Source organism: Mycobacterium sp., from assembly GCF_035697385.1.
In the GTDB taxonomy this organism is placed as follows: Bacteria; Actinomycetota; Actinomycetes; order Mycobacteriales; family Mycobacteriaceae; genus Mycobacterium.
Window position 1 is genome coordinate 1 of record NZ_DASSCY010000371.1, and the last position, 21,656, is coordinate 21,656.

Sequence of the window (21,656 nt, forward strand, 5' to 3'; positions counted from 1 at the left end):
TCGAATCGAGCTGCGGCGCAATCCGTTTCCATCGTCGACCCATACGGCGTCGGGCGCGGTGACCAGGACGTCGGTCGTGCCGTCTGCGCAGAGCAACGGCTCGAGGATTCCCGCGCCCGTCAGCTCGGTCTGCAGCACGCGCAGATTGCTCAGCACCTCGGCGTCGCCGAGCACTCCCCCGGATTCGGCCCGAATCGCGGCAGCCACCACGTTCGGTCGCAACGGCGCGTTCTCGGCGGCCAGCCGCTCGCGGACCCTGTCGATCAGCGATGTGCTCATGCCGCGTTGACCGCCGAGTGCTGATGCACTACCGCCAGTACGCGTCGCGCTGCTACGGCCAGAGGTGACCGCCGCCGCAGCCGTAGCCCACCTCGTTCGAGGACCGCGGCCACGTCGGACTCTGGACGCATAGCCGCGAGCAGGGGCAGGCCGACGATGTCGGCGACGTCGCCGGATCGCAGACCGCCCGGCGCCGGGCCCCGAACCACGACGCCGGCGTTGGGATTGATGCCCGACACCCAGCCAGCGATCGCCGACGCGGCGGCGCATGACCGCACATCGGCAGGCGCGATCACGACGACGAGGTCCGCACTATCCAGTGCTATTTCCGCCGCGCCGCTCGATCGCCTCGGCACATCGCAGATGACTGTGGCGCCGCCGCGACTGCCGGCATCGATCACCGCGCCCAGCGGTGCGGCGTCGATGTCACCGCCGCCGCGTCCACCCGACAGCACGCTGACCCCGTTGCGCCGGGGCAATGCGTCGCACAGCGCCGTGAAGTTGAGCCGACCCCCCTGCAGCGCCAGATCGGGCCAGCGCAGCCCGCCCTCGGCCTCGGTGCCCGCGACCAAATCGATGCCTCCGCTCCACGGGTCGACGTCGATGAGCAACGCGCAGGTGGCGGCTTGCGCTAGTGCGGTCGCGAACACCGACGCGCCCGCGCCGCCGCGGCCGCCCGTCACCGCGACGACCGCCCCCCGACGGCCGTCGTCGCGTGCGGCCTCCGCGGCATCGGACAGTTCGCCCATCAGCGCGCCGTCCTGAGCCGGCAGGCTGACGACGTGCTGGGCGCCGACCGCAATGGCGGCTTCCCAATCGGTGGCCGACGGTTCGGTTCGGCCGACGAGGATGACGCGGCCCCGCCGCGGAAGTGCGCGGTCAGCGCAGCGGCGAGCCGCATGCACGTCGAGCAGGACGGCTATTGCAGCGGTCCATACTTTGCGGCTCGACGGTTCGGCGGCGTGCACCACTGGCAGGCCCGATGCCGCAGCGACCCGGTCCACGTCGTCGCGCAGTACGGGGTCGCCGACCAGGGCCAAGATCGCGTTGGTTGCGGTCATGACCCCACCTTGCTGGCGGGCGCCGACGCACCGCTATCACGGTGAGGAAGTCTGGGGATAGAACGCGATGTGTGGACAAACCCCGCGGTATGTAACTAGTGAAAACCACATTCCGCAACGAAATGAAAGTTAAGGATTTGTCCGCTATGCGAAACCTCCCCTGAAAAAGGGACGACCCCCGCCAGGGGGGGAGGAGGCGGAGGTCGTCGTGTATCAGCCCCGGGGGGTCGGGCTGATGCACACCCGGCATAAGCCGAGTAACGCTCACTATACACACGGCAGTCCGGATCAGCGCAAGTCCTGCTTGCCGGAGAAAGCACTGGAGACCAGGAAAGATTGCAGTCACCGGCACGTGTCGTGAACTGCCAATTTGTACACTCTGTCGCGATTTGTCACGCAGCGGCCCCTATGCTGGGCGTGTGACCGCATCCGATCCGGCTAGCGGGGGACCGATTGTGCCGCGACCGGGCATGCCGGCCGGCAGACCCATTCGCACCGCCGCGTTCTTCGATCTTGATAAGACAGTCATCGCGAAGTCCAGCACGTTGGCCTTCAGCAAACCTTTCTTCGATCAGGGGCTAATCAATCGGCGGGCCGTTCTCAAGTCGACCTACGCCCAGTTTCTGTTCCTGATGTCCGGAGCGGACCACGACCAAATGGACCGGATGCGCTCCTACATCACGAACATGTGCACCGGCTGGGACGTCGAACAGGTGAAGTCGATCGTCGGCGAGACATTGCACGACATCGTCGACCCGTTGGTGTTCGCCGAAGCCGCCGAACTGATCGCCGACCACAAGTTGTGCGGTCGCGATGTGGTCGTCGTTTCCGCGTCCGGCGAGGAGATTGTCGCGCCGATCGCCCGCGCCCTCGGCGCCACTCACGCGATGGCGACCCGGATGGTTGTCGAAGACGGGCGCTACACGGGCGAGATCGCCTTCTACTGCTACGGCGAGGGCAAGGTCGAGGCGATCCGGCAACTCGCCGCCACCGAGGGGTACGCCCTCGAGTACTGCTACGCCTACTCCGACTCGATCACCGATTTGCCCATGCTCGAAGCGGTCGGGCATCCGACCGTGGTGAACCCGGACCGCGCGTTGCGCAAAGAGTCCGCGGCGCGGGGCTGGCCGGTGCTGACCTTCTCGAAACCGGTGTCCCTTCGTGACCGCATCTCTGCGCCGTCGGGCGCGGCCGTGGCCACCACTGCGGCCGTCGGAGTGAGTGCGCTGGCAGCAGGCGCCCTGACGTACTCGCTGCTGCGGCGTTTCGCTTTCTGACGGCTACTTCGTGTAGTAGCTAGCGGGCTCGCCGTAACGATCATGTGTCACACCGAATTGACCCTTGCTGTGACCGTGGTCACGGAGTACAAAGGAGGCACGGAAGCTTGGCGAGGCCAAGACCGAGCCGGAAGAGAAGGTTCGATCTCCCGAGTCAGGCTACCCAGCACGGACCCAGGCACCCACGCGGAGCACATGCCGCGGAATAGGCAAAAGTGTTGCGGGTCTGCGTAATTGCGAAGAGCGGACGCCACGACGACCCTTTGGGTGGGGTTGCAGACGCAGCGCATCGCAAGGACGCCGAGACCAACCCACGCAACCCACAAAAGCACGCTTGGTAACCGGAGTCCGTGCTAGCGGGCGGCGAGCCGAAGTCATTCGGAGCGTCGCCCGTTCTTTTTGCTGTGACCACCTACGAAGAGGTGGCCGCAGCAATCTCCAACGCCTCTTTGGCGCCGGCATGCAAGCCGCGACAGCTGAGCACCAACCACGCCGCGAGGCCGTCGGGCGTGCCGGAGGAAAACCCTCGCGCCGCAGCGCGATAGTCATCGGAGTGACGCATCCAGTAGACCTCCGGCACGCCAAGGCCATGCGGGTCGAGGCCGCCTGCGATGGTCACCAGACGCGAAACGGCCCTTGCCACGATGCCGTCGGCGGTGCCGAACGGTTCCAATGTCAGTAGCTCACCGTGGACGACCCCGGCGAGCACCGGCGCGGGCACTCGCGTTTGACCCGTGACGATGTCGGCCAGCAGCTCCAGCCGGCGCCCGATGCCGGCATCCGCGCGCGGGCGTCCGAGGTGCTCATCGTCGGCCAGATCGGCGGCCGCCAGCGAGTGCAACCGAGCGATCGCCTGAAGCGGCGCCCGCTGCCACACCCCGACCAACGACGTCGCGCCGCCCTCCAGCGCCTCCGACACCCGCAGCGCACCGGCCAGCACCGGGTCTGGGTCACCGTCGGCCGAGAGCCGCAGCGAACCGCCGTCCAGCACCGCCGACGCCCGCGCCGCTCGCAGCGCGGCCTCTGCTGCTGTCGCCGGCCATCCGCGGAGATTCGTCCGGTGCCGATGCGCACGGCCCAACGCCTCGCGGGCTTGCTCACTAGCGTCCGCGACACCGGGCAGCTCGGCGAGCGGGGCAAGCGGATCGGTCACGGCAGCCGACGTTAGCCGACCGTTCGGCGCGCATCATCTGCCGCCCGCAGCCGGCGTTGTGACTACCAACCTCCATGCAACCTTCGGTGACTACGCTCACAGACATGTCCGACACGCACACCGAAGCTCCATCCGCTTATCCGCCGTCGCAAGAGTTCGCCGCGCAGGCGAATGCGGGCGAGGATCTGTATGCCGAGTCCGAGGCCGACTGGCTGGCTTTCTGGGCGAAGCAAGCCAACCGGTTGGCGTGGGACACACCGTTTACCGACGTGCTCGACTGGTCGCAAGCCCCCGTCGCCAAGTGGTTCGTCGGCGGCAAGCTCAACGTCGCCTACAACTGCGTTGACCGCCACGTCGAGGCAGGCAACGGCGATCGGGTGGCCATCCGGTGGGAGGGCGAGCCCAAGGACGACAGTCGCGAGATCACGTACTCCGAGCTGCTGGCCGATGTCTGCAGGACCGCCAACGCGCTGACCGATCTTGGCCTTGTCGCAGGCGACCGAGTGGCGATCTACATGCCGATGCTGCCCGAGGCCATCGTCGCAATGCTGGCGTGTGCCCGGCTGGGCGTGTTGCACTCAGTGGTCTTCGCCGGGTTCTCGTCGTCCGCACTGGCCGCCCGCATCGAGGACGCCGAGGCCAAGCTGGTGATCACCGCCGACGGCCAATACCGGCGCGGCAAGGCGGCCTCGCTCAAGGAAGCAGTCGACGAGGCGGTAGAGGGACAGAAGTCGGTCGAGCACGTTCTGGTGGTGCGCCGCACCGGGATTGACACTCCGTGGACCGAGGGCCGCGACCTGTGGTGGCACGACACGGTTGAAAAGGCGTCGGCAAAACACACGCCGGAGGCGTTCGACTCCGAGCACCCGCTTTTCCTGTTGTACACGTCGGGCACCACCGGCAAGCCCAAGGGCATCATGCACACCTCGGGCGGCTACCTGACCCAGGCGTCGTACACGCATCATTACGTCTTCGACGTCAAGCCCGAATCCGACGTCTATTGGTGCACAGCGGATATCGGCTGGGTTACCGGCCACACCTACATCGTCTACGGCCCGCTCTCCAACGGCGTGACCCAGGTGGTCTACGAGGGCACCCCGAATTCACCCGACGAGCACCGGCACTTCGAAGTGATCGAGAAGTACGGCGTCACAATCTATTACACGGCACCGACGCTGATCCGGATGTTCATGAAGTGGGGCCGAAAGATTCCCGACGCTCACGACCTGTCCAGCCTGCGCCTGCTGGGATCGGTCGGTGAACCGATCAACCCCGAGGCGTGGCGGTGGTATCGGGATGCCTTCGGCGGCAATCGAACTCCGATCGTCGACACGTGGTGGCAGACCGAGACCGGCGCGATCATGATCTCGCCACTGCCCGGTGTGACTGCCGCGAAGCCGGGTTCGGCGATGGCACCGCTGCCGGGCATCTCGGCGATTATCGTCGACGAAGAAGGAAACCAATTACAACCCGGCGCCGACGAGGAAGAGCATGTGACGGGTTACTTGGTGCTCGATCAGCCGTGGCCGTCGATGCTTCGCGGTATCTGGGGCGATCCCGAGCGCTACAAGGAGACGTACTGGGAGCGGTACGCCAAGCAAGGCTGGTACTTCGCCGGTGACGGCGCACGCGTCGACTCCGACGGCAACATCTGGCTGCTCGGCCGCATCGATGACGTGATGAACGTTTCGGGCCACCGGATTTCGACCACCGAGGTCGAGTCGGCTCTGGTCGGGCACTCTGGCGTGGCCGAGGCCGCGGTTGTCGGTGCCAACGACGAGACCACCGGCCAAGGTATCTGCGCCTTCGTCATCCTGGAATCCCACGCACCTGACAACGAGAGCATGGTCGACGAGCTGCGCGAGCAGGTCGCCAAGGAGATCGGAAAGATCGCGCGGCCCAGGGAGATTCACGTCGTACCGGAGCTACCCAAGACCCGCAGCGGCAAGATCATGCGCAGGCTGTTGCGCGACGTCGCCGAAGGACGCGAGCTCGGCGACACGTCAACGTTGGTGGATCCCAGCGTGTTCGAGGCGATCCGGGCCAGCAAGTAATCTAGGCGCCGACCGGGACGAAGCCTGTTCCCGGCCGGTTCTTGGCGGTGATGTCGGCGAGCTGGGTGTTGAACGACATGGTCACCGCCGGGGTGTGGAGCGGGATGAACTTGACGACGCACGTCGGCAGTGCCTCGCTGAACGCGCCGTGGATCATCCCAACCAGCCGGTTGTTCACCGTGACGGGAGCGCCGGAATCGCCTGGCTGCCCACAGACTTGGTTGACGATCGTGCCGGGCTCAGTGCCCCGTCCCCACGTCACGCCGCACGAGTAGCCGGTGGTGCGGCCCAGCTTGCACGCGATGTCGCCGACCACCGGATCGGGCCCCAGCCCGTCGATCTGAAAGCCGTTGACATTGTTGACCGGCCGGACTTTGGCCGGGTCGAACTGGATCACCGCGTAGTCGAGGGCGTCGTTGCCTGCCACCATCGTGCCGATCACGCCGGCGTTCTCGACGCCCTCGGCCGCCACCTTCGCGCCGGGGCCCCCGCAGTGCGCGGAGGTGAAGCCGATCAGGTTGCCGCGGTTGTCGTTGCCGATCGTGGTGAGCGTGCACATTGTCTCGCCCTCGACGACAAGCCCCGAGCCGCCGCCAAGAGGGACCGGCTCTTGGGCGTTGGCAACGGCGCTCGTCGGCATCAATGCGGCAAGGGCCACGATCGCCGCGCAAACCATCCGGCAGCGGCCGCTGGTCCTCAAGTCACTTCCCCCATCGACGTGCCCGACCTGCCCAACCAAGAACTGAGACAGTCTAACGTCGGCCGGGATCGTTTAGCGGGACGCCACATGGCAACATGAACCGCGACTGACATCAGATGCGGGGAGGGAAGTGTTCCGTGAGTGATCGCAGGAATGGCGTGCCGACCACTGTGACCTCGATACCGCTGGTAGACCCGCACGCCGCCAAGGCCGACCCGTCAATCGGTGACCTCGTCAAGGATGCGACGGCTCAGGTGTCGACGCTGGTGCGGGCCGAGGTGGAACTGGCCAAGGCCGAGATCACTCGCGATGTGAAGAAGGGCCTCACCGGCAGCGTCTTCTTCATCCTTGCGCTGGTGGTGTTGTTCTACTCGACGTTCTTTTTCTTCTTCTTCGTCGCCGAACTGCTCGACACCTGGCTCTGGCGCTGGGCTGCTTTCCTGATCGTGTTCGGGATCATGGTGGTTGTCACCGCGGTGCTGGCGCTGTTCGGCTATTTGAAGGTGCGACGCATCCGGGGTCCGCAGCAGACCATCGAATCGGTGAAGGAAACCCGCGAGGCGCTCACACCGGGCCACGACAGAGCACTCACGTCACGCGACGGCCAGGCCAAGGATCCGACCGCCGATCCGTCAGGCTGGTAATGGCCCAACCGCCCGATCCGTCGGTTGTCCGCATCGACGGTCCGTGGCGCCATCTCGAAGTGCACGCCAACGGTATTCGCTTCCATGTCGTCGAAGCGGAGTCCGCTGACGCGTCACCGATGACCGAACGTCCGCTGGTCATTCTGCTGCACGGGTTCGGCTCGTTCTGGTGGTCGTGGCGTCACCAGTTGCGCGGCCTGACCGGCGCCCGTGTGGTGGCCGTCGATCTGCGCGGCTACGGCGGTAGCGACAAACCTCCGCGGGGCTACGACGGCTGGACGCTGGCCGGTGACACGGCCGGGCTGGTACGGGCGCTCGGCCACAAGACCGCGACGCTGGTCGGTCACGCCGACGGCGGCCTGGTCTGCTGGGCAACGTCGGTGCTGCACCCGCGCGTTGTGCGCGCCATCGCGGTGGTCAGTTCGCCGCATCCGGTTGCGCTGCGCGCCTCGGCGCTGACGCGGCGCGACCAGGGCCGGGCGCTGCTGCCGTGGATGCTGCGCTATCAGGTGCCGATATGGCCAGAGCGGTCGTTGATCCGCAACGACGCCGAGGAGCTGGAACGGCTGGTACGCAGCAGGGCCAGCGGGAAATGGCAAGCGTCCGAAGACTTCTCCGAAACCATCCGGCACATGCGCAGGGCGATTCAGATCCCTTCCGCGGCGCACTCGGCATTGGAGTATCAGCGATGGGCGGTGCGTAGTCAGCTGCGCGGCGAGGGTCGCCGGTTCATGCGCTCGATGAAGCGGCCGCTCGGGGTGCCGGTGCTGCACCTGCGCGGCGACGCCGACCCCTACGTGCTGGCCGATCCGGTGAACCGGACACAGCACTACGCTCCGCACGGGCGTTACGTATCAGTCACCGGCGCAGGGCATTTCGGCCACGAGGAAGCACCAGAGCTGGTCAACGAGCAGCTGTCGCGGTATCTGAAGCAGGTCTACGGAACCTAGGCGATGCAGGCCCCGGTGGGCACGCGCTGGGTATTGCCGACCTTGGCGAGCTGACGCGAGACCTCGTTGCCGGTGAGCACAAACCCGGTGTCGGCGTCGTCGACCGCGGCGCCGAACACCACGCCAAGTACCTTACCGCCGCGATCGATCATCGGGCCGCCCGAATTGCCTTGTCGCACAGTACCTCTGATGGTGTAAACCTCGCGGGTGACGGTGGCCTTGCGGTAGATGTCCGGACCGTTCAGCTCGATGATTTCCCGAACGCGCGCGGGTGTCGCGGTGAAATCCCCGCCGCCGGGGTATCCCATGACGACTGCGTCGGTGCCCGTCGGCGCCGGTTTGTCGGCGAACGCCAACGGTGGTGACGGCAGGTCAGGCACGTCAAGTATCGAGATGTCGGCGTCGGGATCGTAGGACACCACGGAGGCGTCGTAGTTCTGGCCGTCGACCTCGACGGTCACGCTGTCCGAGCCGGCGACCACGTGTGCGTTAGACATGACGCGGTTCGGTGAGACGACGAAACCACTGCCCTCCAACACCTTCTGGCAGCTGGGTGCGACGCCGCGGATCTTCACCACGCTCGGGCGGGTCGCGGCGACGACGGCGTCGTTGGCCAGCGCGGCGTCGGGGGCGTCGACCGCGACAATGGGCGTTCGGTCGAACGGCTGCAACACGTCGGGTATGCCCGGGGTGTCGAGCAGCAGCCCCTTCAACCGCGTCGGCACGGCCTTCAGCCATGTCGGTGCCAAACTGTCGACCTCGGCCAGCACCTTGGAGCCGCGGACGGCCGCTGCGAGGTTGGGCTGGTCGGACGAGGTCAGCGGGGTGGCCAGCATCCACGCGGCCATCAGCACCGCAATTACCTGCAGGCCCACCCCGATCACGGAATCGAAGGTGCGCAGCGTGCGGTTGCGGATGGCGCCGCGCACTGCGCGCCCGAGGACTACGCCGGCGATCTCGCCGATCACCACGAGCGCGAGGATCAGGAACAAGGTCACGAATAGTTTGGTGCGTGGGCCGTCGACGTTGCCCACCACGTGCGGGGCCAACAACACCCCGGCCACGAGGCCGAGCACCACCCCGACGAACGACAGCAGCGAGCCGAGCGCGCCCGACCGCCAGCCCGAGATGGCGGCGACGAAGGCCACTGCGAGTACGGCGAGGTCAAGCCATTGCGACGATGTCATTGTTGGGCTTCACCGTAGCTGTCACTGTGGCCGACGAGGGCCATTGCCTCATCGAGTTCGCGGATGTCGTCGGTGTTCCATGGCTCAGCCCAGCCGGCGACGTCGAGCATCGCCGAGATCACGTGGCCGGTGAACCCCCACACCAGCATCTCGTTGAGCAGAAACGCCGGACCGGCGAAGCGGCGAGTATTGACCTTGCGGTACACCATGATTCGATTCTCGGGATTGATGAACGCGCGCACCGGCACGCGAGCAACGACCGCCGTTTCGGCTTCATCGACGACGGCCACAGGGCCAGGATCAGCCGAGTACGCGAGCACCGGCACGACGTGGAACCCGGACGGCGGAATGAACATCCGCTCGAGCGTCGCCAGCGGGTGCAGCCTGCCGGTGTCGATGCCGGTCTCCTCGTTGGCCTCCCGCAACGCGGTGTGCACAGGACCGGCGTCGCCAGGATCGGCCGCGCCGCCAGGGAAGGCGGCTTGGCCGGCGTGGTGGCGCAGCGTCGACGCGCGGACCGTGACCAGCAGGTCGGCATCGTCGGAAAGATGGTCAGCGTCGGCAGGACCGGAGAACAGCACGAGCACCGCGGCGTCACGGCTGTCTCCCCTGATTGCGGATTTCGCGCCCGCCGCCATCACCACGGCGAGCATCTCGGGGGGAACCCGGTGTCGATAGGCGCGCTTGACGTGGTCGGCGTTGTCGACCAGCGGCTTGAGCCACGCCGGCGCTGCATCAGGGTTCAGGGGGATCAGCTCATCCCCCTCGCTGCCCCAGCTCACCCCGATGCTCCTATCTCTGGGTTCACCGCCGCGGCGATCTCGTCAGCGTTCGCGAAGGACCGCGGCAGGATTTCGGCAACGCTACCGTCCTGGCGCAGCACTACCGTCGCGGGCATCACGTTAGGCACCTGCAGTGCGGCGGCGATGAGCCGACGGCCGTCCTGCAACGTCGGCAGCCGCACGCCCAGCTCGGCCAGCCGCAGCAGCGCAGCGGTTTCGTTTTCGTCCTGATGCACGGTCAGCACAGTCACATCGGGCCCGACGCGCCGCTGATACTCGGCCATCGCGGGTAGCTCCTCGGCGCACGGCGCGCACCAGTACGCCCAGAGATTGAGCACCGTCGCGCGACCGGCCACGGCCTTAGCGACATCGACGCTCGAGCCGTCGCCTGCGCACTCGAGGGTGATGCCGCCCAAGGCCTCGGGGCCGGCGCCAGTGCTGGGTGACGGACATGGGTCGAGATCCGCCCGCGCACGAGGACCGGCCAGCGCTTCGGCGGTGTCGGCGTCGCGGCGGTCGCGGGCCGATGCCGGCCCTGTCGATCCGGTGCGCGAACCGTCGTCGCCGAGCTGCGCCCACAACGCCGCGCCGAGCGCGACCACGACGACCATCACCGCGATGGTCCAACGGGTCGAAAGTCTCATGTGGGGCTTACAGCCCGGCCAGCGCCAGCAGGTGTTCGGTCTCGGGGCCCTTGACCAGCGGCGCGGCGATCAGCGGATCGGTCGGTCCGGTACCGAAGGAGGGGCAGTCCTTGGCCAGCACGCACACACCGCAAGCGGGTTTGCGCGCGTGGCAGACGCGGCGACCGTGGAAGATCACCCGGTGGCTCAGGTCGGTCCAGTGGCTGCGCTCGATCAGCTTGCCGACCGCGTGCTCGACCTTGACCGGGTCCTCCTCCTCGGTCCACGCCCAGCGCCGGACCAGCCTGCCGAAGTGGGTGTCGACGGTGATGCCGGGAACGCCGAACGCATTGCCGAGGATGACGTTGGCGGTCTTGCGGCCGACACCTGGGAGGGTGACGAGCTCCTCCAGGGTGGACGGCACCTCACCGTCGAACCGCTCGACGAGTTCCTGGCCGAGCCGGATCAGTGATGTCGTCTTGTTGCGGTAGAAGCCGGTGGGCCTGATGAGCTCTTCGAGTTCGGTGCGGTCGGCCTTCGCGTAGTCCAACGCCGTGCGGTAGCGCTTGAACAACGCGGGAGTGGTCAGGTTCACCCCCTTGTCGGTGCTCTGCGCCGACAGAATCGTCGCCACCGTCAACTCCAACGGATTGGTGAAGTCCAACTCGCAATACACATGCGGAAACGCTTGTGCCAGTGCGCGATCCATCCGTCGCGCCCTCCTGACCAGCCCGAGGTGGGTTTCGCCGTCGCGCTTGCGGGCGCGCCTGGTCGGCTTGGCGGCTGAAGTCTCACCCACGGTCACGAATCCCAGCGTACTGAGAGGTCCGACAGCCAGACTGCGGACCGGTGACAATTCGTAATCCCGCTGAGACCTTGGCCGTGTTTACTTCACCCTTGTGTCTTGGTTGCTCGTTGCGCTTATTCCGGGGTTGCTGATGTTGGCAACATTCGGTTTGGAGCGCCTCGAATCGGGTCTGCGCCGCGACACCGTTTCGGCCACCGATGTGGCCAAGTTCCTGGAGCAGGCCGAGGCCGAGGACGTCGACACGCTGGCGCGAGACGGAATGAGCCGTGCGCTGGACTGTTTGAATGAGCGACTGCACGAGCGGGAGTCGCCGCGCAGCGGGTTGGCTACCTCTACTGTTGCACCAGGTTTGCCGACGCGGCTATACGTGCATCACCGGCCGAATCCTGAATTTCAGCCGACTCGGCATGCGAATCGTGTGTAGCGTGGGCACGTCGCACCGGAGGCACTATGCCGACAATGTCGGCGCGGCGTACCTCTAGACTGATCTCGCTAACCAGTAAGAGGTCGGCTTTGGCATGTCATATCACCCAACAGCTTAAGAGGGGCAACGTGGACGAGATCCTGGCGAGGGCCGGAATCTTCCAGGGGGTCGAACCCAGCGCCGTATCCGCGCTGACCAAGCAATTGCAGCCCGTCGACTTCCCACGCGGACACACCGTGTTCGCAGAGGGGGAGCCTGGCGACCGGCTGTTCATCATCATTTCGGGGAAGGTCAAGATCGGCCGCCGCTCACCCGACGGTCGCGAGAATCTGCTCACGATCATGGGCCCGTCCGACATGTTCGGTGAGCTGTCGATCTTCGACCCCGGCCCGCGGACGTCGAGCGCGACCACCATCACCGAGGTACGAGCGGTGTCGATGGACCGCGACGCGCTGCGCGCGTGGATCGCCGATCGGCCCGAGATCGCCGAGCAGCTTCTGCGAGTGCTGGCCCGCCGGCTCCGTCGCACCAACAACAACCTGGCCGACCTGATCTTCACCGACGTGCCCGGTCGCGTCGCCAAGCAGCTGCTGCAACTCGCGCAGCGGTTCGGCACGCAGGAGGGCGGGGCGCTTCGCGTCACGCACGACCTGACGCAGGAGGAGATCGCGCAGTTGGTCGGCGCTTCGCGCGAGACGGTCAACAAGGCGCTCGCCGATTTCGCCCACCGCGGCTGGATTCGCTTGGAGGGCAAGAGCGTGCTGATCTCCGACTCCGAGCGTCTGGCCCGTCGCGCCCGCTAGCGATTTGTGGAGCCGCAGCGGCGGTGAGCGCCGGTAAGACTCCGCAAATCAGCGTCGTAGGTAATCGATTTGCGCTTGCACGCTCCATTCGGCTGCGTCCCATAGCTTTTCGTCGACGTCGGTGTAGACGTGTTCGACGATCTGACGCGTGGTGGCGTCGTCGCCAAGTGTGCGTAGTGCGCCGCGAACCTGGTCGAGTCGCTCCTCACGGTGCGCCAAGTACATGGCGCTGACGGCTTCCAGGTCGTCGAGATCCGGGCCGTGGCCGGGCAACACGGTGCGCTGCCCCAAACCATGCAGGCGGCGAAGCGATTCCAGATAATCGCCGAGGCTGCCGTCTTCGTTGTCGATGACGGTGGTGCCGCGGCCCAGCACCGTGTCGGCGGTCAGCACGGCGTCGTCGAGCACGAACGACACCGAGTCGGCGGTGTGCCCGGGCGTGGCCATCACGGTGATGCGCAGCCCCGCGGCGTCGATGACTTCGCCGTCGCTCAGCGGTCCGCCGAGGCCCCGCAGGAACCCGCTGCCGACGGAACGGACGACGGCGCCGGTGCGCTCGACAATCTTGTCGATGCCGCCGGTGTGGTCCTCATGCTTGTGGCTGATCAACACCAGCGGGATCGTGCCGAGTTCGGCCACCTTCGCGATGTGCTCGTCGTCCTCGGGTCCAGGGTCGACGATTACCATTTCGTCGCTCCCCCGCCCCCGCAGCACCCAGGTGTTGGTGCCGTCGAGTGTCATCAGCCCGGGGTTGTTGCACAGCAGCACCGACGCGGTCTCGGTGACCGGGCGCAGCAGGCCATACGCGGGATGCTCGATCCTCACCGCACCTCGACGATGAGCTCGAGCTCGACGGGCGCGTCCAACGGCAGTTCGGACACCCCGACCGCCGAGCGGGCGTGCGCACCCGCGTCACCGAAGACCTCCCCGAACAGCTCCGACGCGCCGTTGACGACGCCGGGCTGGCCGGTGAAGCCGGGTGCGGAGGCGACGAATCCGACCACCTTCACCACGCGGGTGATGGCGTCGATGCCAACCAGTGAATGCACCGCGGCCAGCGCGTTGAGCGCACACACCCGGGCCAGCGTCTTGCCGACCTCGGGTGTCACCTCGGCGCCGACCTTGCCCGTCACCGCCAAGTTGCCCGACGTAATGGGTAACTGGCCGGCCGTGTAGACCAGGTTGCCGGTCCGCACCGCGGGCACGTAGGCCGCCAGCGGCGCAGCCACCCCGGGGAGCGCGATCCCTAGCTCGGCCAGCCGGGCGGACCAGCTCATTTGGGTCGTTTCAGATACGCCACATGCTGCTCGCCGGTCGGGCCGGGCAGCACCGACACCAGCTCCCAGCCGTCTTCGCCCCACTGGTCGAGGATCTGTTTGGTCGCATGTGTCAGCAGCGGGACGGTGGCGTACTCCCAGCGGGTCGGTTCGCTCATGTGGCTGAGCTTATCGGGCACCAGGTCGGCCTTGGTTAGCATGCATGGGTGGCTACCACACCGAACGGCCAGAAACATCTGGGCTGGCCGTCCCGCCTGAGCAAGGCGCGTCTGCACTTCGTTACCGGCAAGGGCGGCACCGGCAAGTCGACCATCGCGGCCTCGCTGGCGCTGGCACTGGCCGCGGGTGGCCGCCAGGTGTTGTTGGTGGAAGTCGAAGGGCGCCAAGGCATTGCGCAGTTGTTCGATGTGCCGCCGCTGCCGTACAAAGAGGTCAAGATCGCCACCGCCGACGGCGGCGGTCATGTCAACGCGCTGGCCATCGACATCGAGGCCGCGTTCCTGGAGTACCTCGACATGTTCTACAACCTGGGCCTTGCCGGCCGGGCGATGCGGCGCATCGGTGCCATCGAGTTCGCGACGACAATCGCGCCGGGCCTGCGTGACGTGCTGCTCACCGGCAAGATCAGGGAGATCGTGACCCGCGCCGAGAAAGGCAAGCAGCCCGCTTACGACGCGATCGTGGTGGACTCGCCGCCGACAGGCCGCATCGCCCGCTTCCTCGACGTCACCAAGGCGGTGTCGGAATTGGCCAAGGGCGGTCCCGTGCACTCGCAGGCCGAGAGCGTGGTGAAGGTGCTGCACTCCGATATGACCGCCATCCACCTGGTCACCCTGCTCGAGGCGTTGCCCATGCAGGAGACACTCGAGGCGATCGACGAGCTCAAGGAATTGGACTTGCCGATCGGTAGCGTCATCGTCAACCGCAACATCCCCGTGTACCTCCAACCCGACGACTTGGCCAAGGCCGCCGAGGGCGACATCGACGCCGACGCCGTACGCAACGGTCTTGCAGAAGCAGGAATCACCTTGGCGGACAGTGACTTTGCCGGTTTGCTCACCGAGGCAATCCAGCATGCGACGCGGATTACGGCGCGCGCCGAAAGCGCCGAGCAGCTCGACGAGCACGACGTGGCGCGCCTCGAGTTGCCGCAGATAGCCGACGGCGTCGATCTGGGCAGCCTCTACGAGCTGGCCGAAGCCCTTGAAAGGCAAGGCGTCCGATGAACGTAGTGAAGCGGACCAGAAGGCAGAGTCGATGAGCGTCACCCCACCGGTCCTCGATATGGGCTCGATCCTGGCCGATACGTCCAACCGCGTCGTGGTGTGCTGCGGCGCCGGAGGTGTCGGCAAGACCACGACGGCGGCGGCAATGGCGTTGCGCGCCGCCGAATATGGCCGCACCGTCGTCGTGCTCACCATCGACCCGGCCAAGCGTCTGGCTCAGGCGCTCGGCATCAAAGATCTGGGCAACTCGCCGCAGCGAGTGCCGCTCGCGCCCGAGGTACCCGGGGAACTGCACGCCATGATGCTCGACATGCGTCGCACGTTCGACGAGATGGTGATTCAGTACTCAGGACCCGAACGGGGCGAAGCGATTCTGGACAACCAGTTCTATCAGACGGTGGCGACGTCGCTTGCGGGCACGCAGGAGTACATGGCGATGGAGAAGCTGGGTCAGCTTCTCGGCCAAGACAAGTGGGACCTGATCGTCGTCGACACCCCACCGTCGCGCAATGCACTGGACTTCCTGGACGCACCAAAACGGTTGGGCAGCTTCATGGATAGCCGGCTTTGGCGGCTGCTGCTGGCACCAGGCCGCGGTATCGGACGTTTGGTCACCGGCGCGGTCGGGCTGGCCATGAAGGCGCTGTCCACCGTGCTCGGATCCCAAATGCTTGCCGACGCAGCAGGTTTCGTCCAGATGCTCGATACCACGTTCGGCGGATTCCGCGAGAAGGCCGACCGCACCTATGAGCTGCTCAAGCGGCGCGGTACCCAGTTTGTGGTGGTGTCGGCGGCCGAGCCGGACGCCCTGCGGGAGGCGTCGTTCTTCGTCGACCGGCTCTCCGAGGAACACATGCCGCTGGCCGGCCTGATCCTCAACCGCACCCATCCGACGCTATGCGACCTGCATGCCGACAAGGCGCAGGAGGCAGCAGAGGAGATCGAGAAGACGGATCCCAATGCGTTGGCGGCGGCTGTGCTGCGCATTCACGCGGACCGGGCGTCGACGGCCAAGCGTGAGGTCCGGCTGTTGTCACGATTCACCGGCGCCAACCCGCATGTCGCGATCGTCGGGGTGCCCTCGCTGCCGTTCGACGTTTCGGACCTGGAGGCGCTGCGGGCGATCGCCGACCAGATCACCGGCGAAGCGGCCGCGGCGTAGCTATACGGCGCTGCGGTGTTTGCGCTGGGCGGCGAAGAACTCGGACCAGGACACCACCTCGGGGTGCTGCTTGAGCAGGGCGCGACGTTGGCGTTCGGTCATACCGCCCCACACGCCGAACTCGACACGATTATCGAGGGCGTCGGCGCCGCATTCCAGGATCACCGGGCAGTGGCGGCAAATGACTGCGGCTTTGCGCTGGGCAGCGCCGCGCACGAAGAGTTCGTCTGGATCGGCTTGGCGGCACCGGGCCTGGGATACCCAGGCGATGCGGGCCTCGGCTTCTGCGCCTTGGACAATGCTGTGGGCCGACGGGTTGGTTGTCCTGCGCGCTGCGGGCCTTGTACCTGACACCAGCGATCCCTTCGTTCCAGCCACCAAGCGACGGCTTAGTCCTCCGGTGTAGAACGCTGATGCGATCTACGCCACATTGCGAGGGTCTAGTGTGACCTGCATCGCACTGTGAGCCCAACTTAGGTGGTCAGGGCGGTTCTGCGCAATGGGTAAGAAGGTACTTTTTTGGGACGACCGTGCCGTCAGGCTCAATATTGACGCTAGCGCAGGTTACTGCGCCCGCTAATAGCTGGCATTTCCTGACATCGACTGCCTCGGCGCACACTGACCGGCGGCGTAGTTAGTCTGTACGCATGCCGGAGCGCCCACCGACCGCAGTCACGGTCATCAAGCTCGCGTGGTGCTGCTTGTTGGCCAGCGTGGTCGCCGCGGCGCTGATGTTTCCTGTGGTTGGCGGCTTCGGCCTGGTGTCGAACCGGGCTTCCGACGTGGTTGCCAACGGCTCGGCCCAGTTGGTCGAGGGCGAGGTGCCGCAGGTGTCGACGATGGTCGACGCCAAGGGCAATGTGATCGCCTGGCTGTACACCCAGCGCCGCTTCGAGATACCCAGCGAACAGATTGCCAACACCATGAAATTGGCGATCGTCTCGATCGAGGACAAGCGGTTTGCCGAGCACAACGGCGTTGACTGGCAGGGCACGCTGACCGGCCTGTCCGGATATCTCTCGGGCAATCTCGATACCCGCGGCGGTTCAACCCTCGAACAGCAGTACGTCAAGAACTATCAGTTGTTGGTGATCGCGCAGACCGATGCCGAAAAGCGGGCGGCCATTGAAACCACCCCCGCCCGCAAGCTGCGCGAGATCCGGATGGCCCTCACGCTGGACAAGACGTTCACCAAGCCGGAGATCCTCACCCGCTATCTGAATCTGGTCTCGTTCGGCAACGGCGCATTCGGAATCCAGGACGCCGCACAGACCTATTTCGGCATCAACGCCTCCGAGCTGAACTGGCAGCAGGCCGCCCTGCTCGCCGGCCTGGTGCAGTCGACAAGCACGCTGAACCCCTATACAAATCCCGATGGCGCGATGGCTCGTAGAAACGTGGTGCTGGACACCATGATTGAGAACCTGCCAGAGCACACCGAGGAATTGCGCGCCGCCAAGGAGCAGCCCCTTGGCATCCTGCCGCAGCCCAACGAGCTGCCGCGCGGATGCATCGCCGCGGGCGACCGCGCGTTCTTCTGCGATTACGCGCTGGAGTACCTGGCGCGCGCCGGGATCAGCAAGGAACAGGTCGCCAGGGGTGGCTACCTGATCAAGACCACGCTGGACCCCGATGTGCAGATCCCGGTGAAGGCCGCGGTCAACGAGATCGCCAGCCCCGACATCGAGGGCATCGCCAGCGTGATGAGCGTGATCAAGCCGGGCAAGGAGTCGCATCCGGTGCTGGCGATGGCCAGCAACCGGACCTACGGCCTGAACCTCGACGCCGGGGAGACCATGCAGCCGCAGCCGTTCTCGCTGGTCGGTGACGGCGCGGGCTCGGTTTTCAAAGTCTTCACGACGGCGGCCGCGATGGACATGGGCATGGGCATCAACGCCCAGCTGGACGCTCCGGCCCGGTTCGAGGCCAAGGGCCTAGGCAGCGGCGGCGCCAGAGGCTGCCCGGCCGCCACGTGGTGCGTGCAGAACGGCGGCAACTACCGCGGGACGATGAGCATCACCGACGCGCTGGCCACGTCGCCGAACACTGCGTTCGCCAAGCTGATCTCGCAGGTCGGCGTGCAGCGCACGGTGGACATGGCGGTCAAGCTCGGTCTGCGCTCCTACGCGCTACCCGGCACCGCCCGCGACTACGACCCGGAAAGCAACGAGAGCCTCGCCGACTTCGTCAAACGGCAGAATCTCGGCTCCTTCACGCTCGGGCCCATCGAGGTCAATGCGCTCGAGTTGTCGAACGTCGCCGCGACCCTGGCCTCGGGCGGTACATGGTGCCCGCCGAACCCGATCGCCGAGGTCATCGACCGTGACGGCAAAGTGGTCTCGGTCACCACAGAGACCTGTGAGCAGGTGGTGCCCGAGGGTCTGGCCAACACGCTGGCCAACGCGATGAGCAAGGACGACACGGGTGCAGGCACCGCGGCGGGGGCTGCCGGTTCGGTGGGCTGGGACCTGCCGATGTCGGGTAAGACCGGCACGACGGAAGCCAGCCGGTCCGCGGGCTTCCTCGGTTTCACCAATCAGTACGCGGCCGCCAACTACATCTACGACGACTCGACCGCGCCGGGTGCGCTGTGTTCATACCCGCTGCGCCAGTGTGGCGGTGACGGCAATCTGTTCGGCGGCAACGAGCCGGCCAGGACCTGGTTCAACGCGATGAAGCCGATTGCCAACAATTTCGGCGAGGTCAAGTTGCCGCCCACCGACCCCCGCTACGTCGAAGGAGCACCCGGTTCGCGGGTGCCCAGTGTGTCCGGCCTGACCCAGGAGACCGCGCGGCAGCGCCTGCGTGACGCGGGTTTCCAGGTCGCCGATCAGGCCACCGAGGTCAACAGCACGGCGCCCAAGTACGCGGTGGTCGGAACCTCGCCGAGCGGCCAGACCGTCCCTGGCTCGATCATCACGATCCAGATCTCCAACGGCGTCCCGCCGCCACCGCCTCCGCCCCCGCCAGGAGCCATTCCTGGCCTTCCGCCGCAGATAGGCTCGACGGTCGTCGAGATCCCCGGCCTGCCGCCCATTACCGTGCCGGTACTGGGTCCGCCGCCTCCGGCGCCGCCACCACCGCCGTGATCCAGCGACTGGCAGTAGGCTCTCGGGCATGCCCGCGGCTTCAACAGTCCTGAAAAACACCGCCGCCGTCACCGCCGGCTCGCTGGTGGCCGGAATCGGCTACGCCTCGCTGATCGAGCGGAACGCGTTCGTAACGCGCGAGGTCACGATGCCCTTGCTTGCGCCGGGGTCCTCCCCGCTGCGGGTGCTGCACATCAGCGATATCCACATGCGGCCACAGCAGCGGCGCAAGCAGGCCTGGCTGCGGGAGCTGGCCCGTTGGGAGCCCGACCTGGTAGTCAACACCGGCGATAACCTGTCGCACCTGAAGGCGGTGCCCGCCGTGGTCCAGTCGCTGGGTGACTTGTTGTCGGTGCCAGGGGTTTTCGTTTTCGGCAGCAATGACTACTTCGCGCCGCGGTTGAAGAACCCCGCGAATTACCTGACCAATCCGGGACACCGCATACACGGTGAGCCGCTGCCGTGGCAGGATCTGCGGGCGGCGTTCACCGAGCGCGGCTGGCTGGACATGACGCACACCCGCCGTGAGTTCGAGGTGGCCGGCCTGCGCATCGCCGCCGCCGGCGTGGACGACCCGCATCTGTCCCGCGACCGCTACGACACCATCGCAGGCCCGGCCAGTCCGGTTGCCAACCTGACGCTCGGGTTGACGCATTCGCCCGAGCCGCGGGTGCTGGACCGCTTCGCGGCCGACGGCTACCAACTGGTGATGGCGGGCCACACCCACGGCGGGCAGCTCTGCCTGCCGTTCTACGGCGCGATCGTCACCAACTGCGAGCTGGACCGGTCGCGGGCCAAGGGCGCGTCGCGTTGGGGTGCACATACGCAGCTGCACGTCTCGGCGGGCATCGGCACCTCGCCGTTCGCACCGCTGCGGTTCTGCTGCAGGCCAGAGGCGACGTTGTTGACCCTGGTGGCGGCCCCGACCGGGGGCCGTGACGCCGGGGCTCGGGCGGGTCAGTCCCACCCGAGCGTTTCCGTGCGGTGACTGAGGCCTCAACTGCTAGTCGCAGCCAGCCACGTACGTGGGTGGACAACGCCGTCCGATTGATCGAGGCCGACGCCCGGCGCAGCGCAGACACTCATCTGTTGCGGTATCCATTGCCGACGGCGTGGTGCGACGTGCTTCCCCCCGAAGTCAATGTTCAGCTGTACCTCAAGGACGAGACGACCCACATCACCGGCAGCCTCAAGCACCGGCTGGCTCGCTCGTTGTTCCTCTATGCGCTGTGCAACGGCTGGATTGGCGAAAACACCACCGTCATCGAGGCGTCGTCGGGGTCGACGGCTGTGTCCGAGGCGTACTTCGCGGCGCTGCTGGGATTGCCGTTCATCGCGGTGATGCCGTCCTCGACCAGTTCCAGCAAGATCGCACTCATCGAATCCCAAGGCGGCCGTTGCCATTTCGTCGCCGAGTCATCGCAAGTGTATGCCGAGGCGGAGCGGCTGGCCGAAGAGACGGGCGGCCATTACCTCGACCAGTTCACCAATGCCGAGCGGGCCACCGACTGGCGCGGCAACAACAACATCGCCGAGTCGATCTTCGAGCAGTTGAGCGAAGAGGCGCACCCGATTCCAGAGTGGATCGTCGTCGGTGCGGGCACCGGCGGCACCAGCGCCACCATCGGCCGGTTCATCCGTTACCGCCGGCATGCCACCCGCTTATGTGTGGTCGACCCGGAGAACTCGGCCTTCTTCCCGGCCTACGCGCAGGGTCGCCGCGACGTCGTCACGGGAAAATCGTCTCGAATCGAGGGCATCGGCCGGCCCAGGGTGGAGCCGTCGTTCCTGCCGGACGTGGTGGACCGGATGGTGGTGGTTCCCGACGCCGCCTCCGTCGCAGCCGCGCGCCATGTCAGTAGCGTGCTGGGCCGACGGGTGGGGCCGTCGACGGGAACCAATCTGTGGGGGGCTTTCGGCCTGCTGGCCGAGATGGTCGCGGCACGGCGCAGCGGGTCGGTGGTGACCCTGCTCGCCGACAGCGGTGACCGCTACGCGGACACCTACTTCTGCGACGAGTGGCTGACCAGCCAGGGGCTGGACCCCTCGGAGTCCGCGTCGGTGCTGGCGGAGTTCGAGCGGTCAGGGTCCTGGCTCTGATCGTCCGAAACACCGCCCGTCAGCGGGCCGTCGGAGGTCAAGAACAGCCACAACGCG

At 66.5% G+C, this 21,656-nt stretch carries 22 protein-coding genes and 1 pseudogene; 11 read left to right on the forward strand and 12 right to left on the reverse strand.

Annotated elements, in window-relative coordinates; all coding sequences use genetic code 11:
* A pseudogene (locus VFH65_RS30740) lies at positions 1–279 on the reverse strand (conjugal transfer protein); the annotation flags it as partial.
* Positions 276–1,340 (reverse strand): septum site-determining protein Ssd, encoded by a 1,065-nt coding sequence (gene ssd, locus VFH65_RS30745; RefSeq protein ID WP_353327122.1) that lies wholly within the window; start codon positions 1,338–1,340, stop codon positions 276–278. The pseudogene VFH65_RS30740 and the gene ssd, both read right to left, overlap by 4 nt.
* Before the next feature lie 419 nt (positions 1,341–1,759).
* On the opposite strand from ssd, the gene VFH65_RS30750 reads away from it, so the two are divergent.
* Positions 1,760–2,617, forward strand: coding sequence for an HAD-IB family hydrolase (locus tag VFH65_RS30750; RefSeq protein ID WP_414688550.1), 858 nt, complete (start codon positions 1,760–1,762; stop codon positions 2,615–2,617).
* A gap of 412 nt (positions 2,618–3,029) precedes the next feature.
* Here VFH65_RS30750 and VFH65_RS30755 read toward each other — a convergent pair whose 3' ends face one another.
* Complete coding sequence (locus VFH65_RS30755; RefSeq protein WP_353327124.1) at positions 3,030–3,770, reverse strand: oxidoreductase; 741 nt, start codon at positions 3,768–3,770, stop codon at positions 3,030–3,032.
* Between the two features lie 104 nt (positions 3,771–3,874).
* Here VFH65_RS30755 and acs point away from each other — a divergent pair, with 104 nt between their 5' ends.
* Positions 3,875–5,824: an acetate--CoA ligase gene (gene acs, locus VFH65_RS30760; protein WP_353327126.1), complete on the forward strand. Its 1,950-nt coding sequence runs from the start codon at positions 3,875–3,877 to the stop codon at positions 5,822–5,824.
* Position 5,825: 1 nt separating this feature from the next.
* Here acs and VFH65_RS30765 read toward each other — a convergent pair whose 3' ends face one another.
* A complete protein-coding gene (locus VFH65_RS30765) occupies positions 5,826–6,464 on the reverse strand; it encodes a S1 family peptidase (RefSeq protein WP_353327177.1) in 639 nt (212 codons plus the stop codon).
* A 176-nt stretch (positions 6,465–6,640) separates the two neighbouring features.
* On the opposite strand from VFH65_RS30765, the gene VFH65_RS30770 reads away from it, so the two are divergent.
* Together VFH65_RS30770 and VFH65_RS30775 are read left to right on the forward strand one after the other, a co-directional pair.
* Positions 6,641–7,168 carry a phage holin family protein gene (locus VFH65_RS30770; protein ID WP_353327128.1) on the forward strand — a complete coding sequence of 176 codons (528 nt, stop codon included), beginning with the start codon at positions 6,641–6,643 and terminating at the stop codon, positions 7,166–7,168.
* On the forward strand, positions 7,168–8,118 hold the full coding sequence (locus VFH65_RS30775) for an alpha/beta fold hydrolase (protein ID WP_353327129.1): 951 nt from the start codon (positions 7,168–7,170) through the stop codon (positions 8,116–8,118). Before VFH65_RS30770 ends, VFH65_RS30775 begins: the two co-directional genes overlap by 1 nt.
* Here VFH65_RS30775 and marP read toward each other — a convergent pair.
* Genes marP through nth form a run of 4 tightly spaced genes read right to left on the reverse strand, consistent with a single transcriptional unit; the run spans position 8,115 to position 11,419 of the window.
* Positions 8,115–9,305, reverse strand: coding sequence for an acid resistance serine protease MarP (marP, locus tag VFH65_RS30780; RefSeq protein ID WP_353327130.1), 1,191 nt, complete (start codon positions 9,303–9,305; stop codon positions 8,115–8,117). The two genes, VFH65_RS30775 and marP, sit on opposite strands and share 4 nt — an antisense overlap.
* Entirely contained in the window at positions 9,302–10,087 is a 786-nt protein-coding gene (locus VFH65_RS30785; protein ID WP_353327132.1) for an NUDIX hydrolase, read from the reverse strand. The genes marP and VFH65_RS30785 overlap by 4 nt, the downstream gene beginning before the upstream one ends.
* A complete protein-coding gene (locus VFH65_RS30790; RefSeq protein WP_353327133.1) occupies positions 10,084–10,731 on the reverse strand; it encodes a TlpA family protein disulfide reductase in 648 nt (215 codons plus the stop codon). The genes VFH65_RS30785 and VFH65_RS30790 overlap by 4 nt, the downstream gene beginning before the upstream one ends.
* A 7-nt stretch (positions 10,732–10,738) precedes the next feature.
* Entirely contained in the window at positions 10,739–11,419 is a 681-nt protein-coding gene (gene nth / locus VFH65_RS30795; protein WP_353327178.1) for an endonuclease III, read from the reverse strand.
* Positions 11,420–11,648: 229 nt separating this feature from the next.
* Here nth and VFH65_RS30800 point away from each other — a divergent pair, with 229 nt between their 5' ends.
* Both VFH65_RS30800 and crp read left to right on the forward strand, forming a co-directional pair.
* Positions 11,649–11,942 carry a hypothetical protein gene (locus VFH65_RS30800; RefSeq protein ID WP_353327135.1) on the forward strand — a complete coding sequence of 98 codons (294 nt, stop codon included), beginning with the start codon at positions 11,649–11,651 and terminating at the stop codon, positions 11,940–11,942.
* 128 nt (positions 11,943–12,070) lie between these two features.
* Positions 12,071–12,745: a cAMP-activated global transcriptional regulator CRP gene (crp, locus tag VFH65_RS30805; protein ID WP_041312815.1), complete on the forward strand. Its 675-nt coding sequence runs from the start codon at positions 12,071–12,073 to the stop codon at positions 12,743–12,745.
* Between the two features lie 48 nt (positions 12,746–12,793).
* Here the strand turns inward: crp and VFH65_RS30810 are convergent, their stop codons facing one another.
* Genes VFH65_RS30810 through VFH65_RS30820 form a run of 3 tightly spaced genes read right to left on the reverse strand, consistent with a single transcriptional unit; the run spans position 12,794 to position 14,180 of the window.
* A complete protein-coding gene (locus VFH65_RS30810) occupies positions 12,794–13,570 on the reverse strand; it encodes an MBL fold metallo-hydrolase (protein WP_353327137.1) in 777 nt (258 codons plus the stop codon).
* The gene (locus VFH65_RS30815; protein WP_353327139.1) at positions 13,567–14,022 is read right to left on the reverse strand and encodes a RidA family protein; all 456 of its coding nucleotides are present in this window, start codon (positions 14,020–14,022) and stop codon (positions 13,567–13,569) included. Before VFH65_RS30815 ends, VFH65_RS30810 begins: the two co-directional genes overlap by 4 nt.
* Positions 14,019–14,180 carry a DUF4177 domain-containing protein gene (locus VFH65_RS30820; protein WP_014817956.1) on the reverse strand — a complete coding sequence of 54 codons (162 nt, stop codon included), beginning with the start codon at positions 14,178–14,180 and terminating at the stop codon, positions 14,019–14,021. The genes VFH65_RS30815 and VFH65_RS30820 overlap by 4 nt, the downstream gene beginning before the upstream one ends.
* A gap of 48 nt (positions 14,181–14,228) precedes the next feature.
* On the opposite strand from VFH65_RS30820, the gene VFH65_RS30825 reads away from it, so the two are divergent.
* Positions 14,229–15,248 (forward strand): ArsA family ATPase, encoded by a 1,020-nt coding sequence (locus tag VFH65_RS30825; RefSeq protein ID WP_353327141.1) that lies wholly within the window; start codon positions 14,229–14,231, stop codon positions 15,246–15,248.
* Positions 15,249–15,279: 31 nt separating this feature from the next.
* Positions 15,280–16,410, forward strand: coding sequence for an ArsA family ATPase (locus VFH65_RS30830; RefSeq protein ID WP_353327143.1), 1,131 nt, complete (start codon positions 15,280–15,282; stop codon positions 16,408–16,410).
* Here the strand turns inward: VFH65_RS30830 and VFH65_RS30835 are convergent, their stop codons facing one another.
* Complete coding sequence (locus tag VFH65_RS30835; protein WP_353327145.1) at positions 16,411–16,764, reverse strand: WhiB family transcriptional regulator; 354 nt, start codon at positions 16,762–16,764, stop codon at positions 16,411–16,413.
* A gap of 293 nt (positions 16,765–17,057) precedes the next feature.
* Between VFH65_RS30835 and ponA2 the strand changes: the two genes are divergently transcribed.
* From ponA2 to VFH65_RS30850, 3 genes are read left to right on the forward strand one after another with little or no spacing between them, the layout of a single operon-like run.
* Positions 17,058–19,499 carry a transglycosylase/D,D-transpeptidase PonA2 gene (ponA2, locus tag VFH65_RS30840; RefSeq protein ID WP_353327146.1) on the forward strand — a complete coding sequence of 814 codons (2,442 nt, stop codon included), beginning with the start codon at positions 17,058–17,060 and terminating at the stop codon, positions 19,497–19,499.
* A 28-nt stretch (positions 19,500–19,527) separates the two neighbouring features.
* A complete protein-coding gene (locus VFH65_RS30845) occupies positions 19,528–20,487 on the forward strand; it encodes a metallophosphoesterase (RefSeq protein ID WP_353327148.1) in 960 nt (319 codons plus the stop codon).
* A complete protein-coding gene (locus tag VFH65_RS30850) occupies positions 20,484–21,599 on the forward strand; it encodes a PLP-dependent cysteine synthase family protein (protein WP_353327150.1) in 1,116 nt (371 codons plus the stop codon). Before VFH65_RS30845 ends, VFH65_RS30850 begins: the two co-directional genes overlap by 4 nt.
* The last annotated feature ends 57 nt before the right edge of the window (positions 21,600–21,656 follow it).

Excerpts from the sequence above, each read along its gene's own strand:
- VFH65_RS30765 (WP_353327177.1), bottom strand. The coding sequence starts at position 6,464 with ATGCCGACGAGCGCCGTTGCCAACGCCCAAGAGCCGGTCCCTCTTGGC.
- ponA2 (WP_353327146.1), top strand. The coding sequence starts at position 17,058 with ATGCCGGAGCGCCCACCGACCGCAGTCACGGTCATCAAGCTCGCGTGG.
- marP (WP_353327130.1), bottom strand. The coding sequence starts at position 9,305 with ATGACATCGTCGCAATGGCTTGACCTCGCCGTACTCGCAGTGGCCTTC.
- VFH65_RS30800 (WP_353327135.1), top strand. The coding sequence starts at position 11,649 with ATGTTGGCAACATTCGGTTTGGAGCGCCTCGAATCGGGTCTGCGCCGC.
- VFH65_RS30770 (WP_353327128.1), top strand. The coding sequence starts at position 6,641 with ATGCGGGGAGGGAAGTGTTCCGTGAGTGATCGCAGGAATGGCGTGCCG.
- ssd (WP_353327122.1), bottom strand. The coding sequence starts at position 1,340 with ATGACCGCAACCAACGCGATCTTGGCCCTGGTCGGCGACCCCGTACTG.
- VFH65_RS30775 (WP_353327129.1), top strand. The coding sequence starts at position 7,168 with ATGGCCCAACCGCCCGATCCGTCGGTTGTCCGCATCGACGGTCCGTGG.
- VFH65_RS30790 (WP_353327133.1), bottom strand. The coding sequence starts at position 10,731 with ATGAGACTTTCGACCCGTTGGACCATCGCGGTGATGGTCGTCGTGGTC.
- VFH65_RS30830 (WP_353327143.1), top strand. The coding sequence starts at position 15,280 with ATGAGCGTCACCCCACCGGTCCTCGATATGGGCTCGATCCTGGCCGAT.
- nth (WP_353327178.1), bottom strand. The coding sequence starts at position 11,419 with ATGGATCGCGCACTGGCACAAGCGTTTCCGCATGTGTATTGCGAGTTG.
- VFH65_RS30845 (WP_353327148.1), top strand. The coding sequence starts at position 19,528 with ATGCCCGCGGCTTCAACAGTCCTGAAAAACACCGCCGCCGTCACCGCC.
- acs (WP_353327126.1), top strand. The coding sequence starts at position 3,875 with ATGTCCGACACGCACACCGAAGCTCCATCCGCTTATCCGCCGTCGCAA.
- VFH65_RS30815 (WP_353327139.1), bottom strand. The coding sequence starts at position 14,022 with ATGAGCTGGTCCGCCCGGCTGGCCGAGCTAGGGATCGCGCTCCCCGGG.
- VFH65_RS30820 (WP_014817956.1), bottom strand. The coding sequence starts at position 14,180 with ATGAGCGAACCGACCCGCTGGGAGTACGCCACCGTCCCGCTGCTGACA.